Origin of the sequence: Micromonospora sp. NPDC000207 (assembly GCF_040300925.1) — a bacterium.
Taxonomy (GTDB): Bacteria; Actinomycetota; Actinomycetes; order Mycobacteriales; family Micromonosporaceae; genus Micromonospora.
In genome coordinates, this window is record NZ_JBEPEQ010000205.1 from 1 (window position 1) to 4,350 (window position 4,350).

A 4,350-nucleotide genomic window follows, 5' to 3' on the forward strand; every position below is an offset into this window, starting at 1 on the left:
GGCGCAGCAGGGCGTCCAGCGACCCGGCGAGGGTCCGCCCGTCCGGGGTCCGGTACTGCTCCATCAGGTACTTCGCTACATCGGCTGCGCCGACGGGACCCTCGACCTGCGGCCGGGGGGCGACCGGACGGAGACCCTCCGGCGGCTCGCGGCGATACCGGGGATCGACCCGAAGGCCGTCGGGTACGTGGCGATGCGTGCCCTCGGCGACCCGGACGTCCTCCTCGGCACCGACCCGACGGTACGCCGGGGGGCCGCCGCGCTCGGCCTGCCCCACACCCCGTCGACCCTCGACCCGTACGCCGACAGTTGGCGCCCCTGGCGGTCGTACGCGACCGTCCGACTCTGGAGAGCGGCATGAACACCGAACCGATCGACTACGCCGTACACACCACCCCGACCGGGCCGTTGACAGTCCTGGTCGGGCCGACCGGGGCCGTCCGGGCGGCCGGATTCACCGCCGAACCGCAGGAGCTGGTCCCGTTGGTGCACGCGAGTCTGCGGGGGCCGCTGCGGCACCGGCCCGACCTCGGCCCGGTCACCGCCGCGCTCGACGCGTACCTCGCCGGGGACCTGACCGCCGTCGACGCCGTGCCGGTGCAGCAGCACACCGACGGGCCCTTCACCGCCCACGCCTGGCAGGTGCTCCGCGAGGTGGGGCCGGGCGAACCGGTCACCTACACCGGGTACGCCGCCCTGGCCGGGCGACCCCTCGCGGTCCGGGCAGCGGCGGCGGCCTGTGCCCGCAACGCGGCTGCTCTCTTCGTCCCCTGCCACCGGGTCCTGCGCACCGACGGGACACTCGGCGGATACCGGTGGGGTCTGCCGGTGAAGAAGTGGCTTCTCGGGCATGAGCGGCCGATGACAACAAGCTGACAACCGGACCGACGGGATTTGCCGATACCGTCATCGTGTGCCTGCGGAGCGCGACGGCGTCCCGGGGGCGAGTGCCGACCCGCACCCGCCCGCTCCGAGGGCGGGCTCCACCCGGGACGAGCCCACACCGGGCGGGCGGGGACGGCTGGCGAACCTCTTGCGGCTGCGCACCTACCTGCGTCCGTACGCCGCCGAGTTCGGGTGGCTCCTGGTCGCGGCCCTCGCGGCGACCGGGGCGAGTCTCGCCGTACCCCTGCTGGTGCAGCGGGTGGTGGACGGGCCGGTGGCCCGCCGCGAACCGGGCGGGCTGCTCGGCCTCGGTGCCCTGGTCCTGCTGCTCGGGCTGGTCGAGGCGCTCCTGGTCTTCGTCCGCCGGTGGATGCAGGCCGCCTCCTCGGTCGGGATGGAGGCGACGCTGCGCGCCGACCTCTACGCCCACCTCCTGCGCCTGCCGACGAGCTTCCACGACCGGTGGCGCTCCGGTCAGCTCCTCTCCCGGGCCACCAGCGACCTGTCGGTGCTGCGCCGGTTCCTCTCCTTCGGGCTGTTCTTCCTGATCCTCAACCTGGTCACCTACGCGGCGGTGGTGGTCCTGCTGATCCGGCTGCACCCCGCGCTGGGGCTGCTGGTGGCGGCCAGCGCGGTGCCGCTGTTCCTGATCAGTCGCCGGTTCGCCAGGCACTACCACGCGGCGTCCCGCCGGATGCAGGACCAGCAGGGCGACGTGGCCACCCTGGTCGAGGAGACCGCCCTCGGGCTGCACACCATGAAGGCGTACGGGCGGGGGCCGCAGCTGTCGAGACGGTTCGCCGACGGTGCCAGGGCGCTGCACGACACCGGCGTCGACAAGGCCCGGCTGTTGGCCCGTACCTCAGCCCTGTTCGACCTGGTGCCCAACCTGACCCTGGCCACCGTGCTGGTGACCGGGGTGGCACTGGTCGCCCGGGACCGGCTCACCGTCGGCGAGCTGGTCGCCTTCGTCACCCTGCAACTGATGCTGATCTGGCCGGTCCAGTCACTCGGGTGGATCATCGCCAACGGGCAGGAGGCGGCGACCGCCGCCGACCGGATCCAGGAGGTCCTGGACACCCGACCGGCGATCACCGACCGCCCCCGCGCGATCCGGCGGACCCGGGCCGAGGTCGCCGGTCGACTGGTCTTCGAGGGGGTCACCTTCGGCTACCCGGGAGCCCCCGCCCCGGTGCTGCGCGGGGTGGACCTGACGGTGGAACCCGGCGAGACCCTCGCCCTGGTGGGGGCGACCGGGTGCGGCAAGAGCACCCTGCTCTCCCTGGTGCCGAGGTTGCAGGAGGTGACCGGCGGGCGGATCACCCTGGACGGCCACGACCTGCGGGACCTGCGCCTGGCGTGCCTGCGCCGACTGGTCGGGGTGGCCTTCGAGGAGCCGACCCTGTTCTCCATGTCGGTACGGGAGAACCTGACCCTGGGGCGGCCGGACGCCGACGAGGAGGCGATCCGGGGTGCCCTCGCGCTGGCCCGGGCGGAGTTCGCGTACGACCTGCCGTGGGGCCTGGCCACCCGGGTCGGCGAGCAGGGGTTGACGCTCTCCGGCGGGCAACGGCAGCGCCTGGCCCTGGCCCGGGCGGTCCTCGGTCGGCCGTCGCTGCTGGTTCTCGACGACCCCCTCTCCGCCCTCGATGTGCACACCGAGGCGCAGGTGGAGGCGGCCCTGCGGCGGGTACTGCGGGACACCAGCGCACTGTTGGTGGTGCACCGCCCCTCGACGATCGCCCTGGCCGACCGGGTGGCCCTGCTGGAACGGGGGCGGATCACCGCCGTCGGCACCCACTCGGAGCTGCTCGCCACGGTGCCCGCGTACCGGACGTTGCTCACCGCCGACCCGACCCCGGTGCGGGAACCGGTGGACCCACAGCCACCGGCCGGAACGCAGCCGGTCGGACGGGGTCTGGTGGCGTCGTGACCGCCGCCGTCCCACAGCGGGGCAGCGGCCGGGAGGAAGCGGCACCGGCGGACCGGTGGCGGGGGGTCGCCGTCGAGCCGGACGCCGAACGCAGCACCGCCGAGGACACCTCCCCGCAGGCAGTGGCCCGGCTGAGGAGCCGCAGCCGGATCCTGCTCCGCGACCTGCTGCGTCCACACCGGTCCCGGCTGGGGTTGGCGGTGGCCCTGCTGCTGGCCCAGAACGGTGCCGCGATGGCCGGGCCGTACCTGGTGATGCTCGGAATCGACCGGGCGGTGGGGCCGCTGCGGGCCGGTGACGTGACCCCACTGGTGGCGGTGGCCACCGCGTTCGTCGTCGCCGCCGTCGTCGAGTACGCGGCCCGCCGCGCCTTCCTCACCCTCTCCAGCCGGATCGGCCAGGCCATCCTGCTCGACCTGCGCCGACGGGTGTACGGGCACTTCCTGCGCCTCTCCGTGGCCTTCCACGAGCGGTACACGTCGGGGCGGATGGTCTCCCGACTCACCAGCGACCTCGACTCGATCGCCGAACTCGTCGACGGGGGCATCGACAGCCTGGTCCTGGCCGGGCTCTCCGTCGTCTCGATCGCCGGGATCCTGCTCTGGCTGGACCTGCCGCTGGCGGCGGTGACGCTGCTCGCCTTCCCGCCGCTGATCTGGCTGTCACGGTGGTTCGCCCGCTCGTCGGCCGCCGCGTACCGCCGGACCCGGGAGGCGGTGGCCCTGGTCATCGTGCACTTCGTGGAGTCGTTGCGGGGCATCCGGGCGGTGCAGGCGTACCGCCGGGAGCGACGCAACGAGGAGATCTTCGCTGTCGTCAACGACGACTACCGGATGTCGAGCCGACAGGCGTTCCGGCTCATCGCCACGTACTCGCCGGGCATCAAGGTGATCGGCAACGTCACTGTCGCCGTGGTCCTCTGCTACGGCGGCCTGAGGGTGCTGGACGGACAGACCGGAGTCGGGGTCCTCGCCGCGTTCCTGCTCTACCTACGCCGGTTCTTCGACCCGATGCAGGAGCTGAGCCAGTTCTACAACTCGTTGCAGTCGGCCACGGCGGCCCTGGAGAAGCTGGCCGGGGTTCTCGACGAACGCCCCGCGGTCCCCGAACCGGCCCGACCGGTGTCGCTGCCGACGGGCCCGGGGCGCGGCACGGTGACGTTCCGGTCGGTGGGCTTCGGGTACCGCCCTGACGCGCCGATCCTGGCGGGACTGGATCTCGCGGTGCCCGCCGGGCAGACAGTCGCCCTGGTCGGCCCGACCGGGGCGGGGAAGTCGACACTGGCCAAGCTGTTGGCCCGGTTCCACGACCCGACCACCGGGTCGGTCCACCTCGACGGGGTGGACCTGCGCGACCTGGCCGACGCCGACCTCCGGGCCGCCGTGGTCCTGGTCACCCAGGAGAACCACCTCTTCACCGGCACCGTGGCGGAGAACATCCGGTTCGGCCGCCCGGAGGCCGACGACTCGGCGGTCCGGCACGCCGCCCGGACCATCGGCGCCCACGACTTCATCGCCGCCCTCCCCGACGGG

4 protein-coding genes are annotated in these 4,350 nt (G+C 73.5%); all 4 read left to right on the forward strand.

Annotated elements, in window-relative coordinates; genetic code table 11:
• Positions 1–361: DNA glycosylase family protein (locus tag ABT336_RS26885; RefSeq protein ID WP_502891278.1), on the forward strand; the 361-nt coding region annotated here is incomplete at its 5' end.
• Complete coding sequence (locus tag ABT336_RS26890; RefSeq protein ID WP_350900319.1) at positions 358–876, forward strand: methylated-DNA--[protein]-cysteine S-methyltransferase; 519 nt, start codon at positions 358–360, stop codon at positions 874–876. The genes ABT336_RS26885 and ABT336_RS26890, both read left to right, overlap by 4 nt.
• Before the next feature lie 37 nt (positions 877–913).
• Positions 914–2,818: an ABC transporter ATP-binding protein gene (locus tag ABT336_RS26895; protein WP_502891279.1), complete on the forward strand. Its 1,905-nt coding sequence runs from the start codon at positions 914–916 to the stop codon at positions 2,816–2,818.
• On the forward strand, positions 2,815–4,350 hold a 1,536-nt coding region (locus ABT336_RS26900), incomplete at its 3' end, for an ABC transporter ATP-binding protein (protein ID WP_350900321.1). The genes ABT336_RS26895 and ABT336_RS26900, both read left to right, overlap by 4 nt.

Bases quoted from the DNA above. Each gene is read 5' to 3' on its own strand.
- ABT336_RS26890 (WP_350900319.1), top strand. From the start codon at position 358: ATGAACACCGAACCGATCGACTACGCCGTACACACCACCCCGACCGGG.